We start from the raw sequence: 1,196 nt of genomic DNA, 5'->3' as shown, positions 1-1,196 counted from the left end.
GAAAAGATCAATAGATTTACCCACTTGCACCAGAGCACGGAGGATTTAGTTAAAAAAGTAAAAATGCAGAGATTATTAGGACAAAAAACAGCTTCGTGTTTTCAGAGATGTGTGGGAATGGATGCCATAAATGCCGTTTACAGTACAGCTTATGAAGTAGATAAGGAATATAATACTAATTATCTTGACAATATTACTGGCTTTATAAAATATGTGCAGAAAAACGATCTGACTGTTGACGGAGCCATGACAGATCCAAAAGGTGATAGAAGCTTGTCACCGAGTAAACAGGCAGATCCGGATTTGTTTCTAAGGGTAGTTGAAAGAAGACCTGATGGAATTGTAGTGAGGGGGGCGAAAGCTCACCAGACTGGAATCTGTAATTCGCATGAAGTCCTGGTAATGCCGACAGTTTCAATGAGACCGGAGGATAAGGATTATGCAGTTGCATTTTCTGTACCTGTGGATACTGAGGGCATAATGATTGTAGTCGGCAGACAGTCCTGTGATACGAGAAAACTTGAAGAACTTTCTGACATTGATGTTGGCAATAAGAATTTTGGAGGAATGGAAGGCCTGGTAATATTTGACGATGTGTTTGTACCGAATGACAGAATATTTTTAAATGGAGAAACTGAATTTGCAGGAGTACTTGTTGAAAGGTTTGCAGGCTATCACAGGCAGAGCTACGGTGGATGTAAATCTGGGATGGGGGATGTGCTCATAGGAGCAGCAGCTTTAGCTGCTGAATACAATGGAGTACCCAGGAAGTCCCATATAAAAGATAAATTAATAGAGATGATGCATTTAAATGAGACTTTATATTCCTGCGGTGTTGCATGTTCCTGTGAAGGTTGTAAACTCGCAGCAGGAAATTACCTGGTTAATTTGCTGTTAGCCAATGTATGCAAGCAGAACGTGACTAGATTCCCCTATGAGATTTCAAGGTTAGCTGAGGATATTGCAGGTGGTTTGATGGTTACTATGCCTTCCGAAAAAGATTTTAAAAATCCTGTTACCGGCAAGTATTTGGAAAAATACTTTAAGGGAACTTCTAGTATACCTACGGAAGACAGAATGAAAGTGCTGAGACTTATAGAGAATTTATGTCTTGGTACAGCTGCAGTAAGCTATAGGACTGAATCCATGCACGGGGCAGGTTCACCTCAGGCACAGAGAATAATGATAGCTAGACA

The 1,196-nt window shown here is 40.5% G+C and carries 1 protein-coding gene; it reads left to right on the top strand.

The genetic code is table 11. The features are described 5' to 3' along the window. Positions 1 to 1,196, top strand: a 1,196-nt coding sequence (locus J5G60_RS18400) for a 4-hydroxyphenylacetate 3-hydroxylase family protein (protein WP_207876641.1), incomplete at both ends; no start/stop codon positions are given.

Source organism: Clostridium sp. HV4-5-A1G, assembly GCF_900184915.1.
GTDB classification, from domain to species: domain Bacteria; phylum Bacillota; class Clostridia; order Clostridiales; family Clostridiaceae; genus Clostridium_B; species Clostridium_B aromativorans.
The sequence above is the reverse complement of the archived record's forward strand: the minus strand, read 5'-3'. Positions and strand labels throughout refer to the sequence as shown.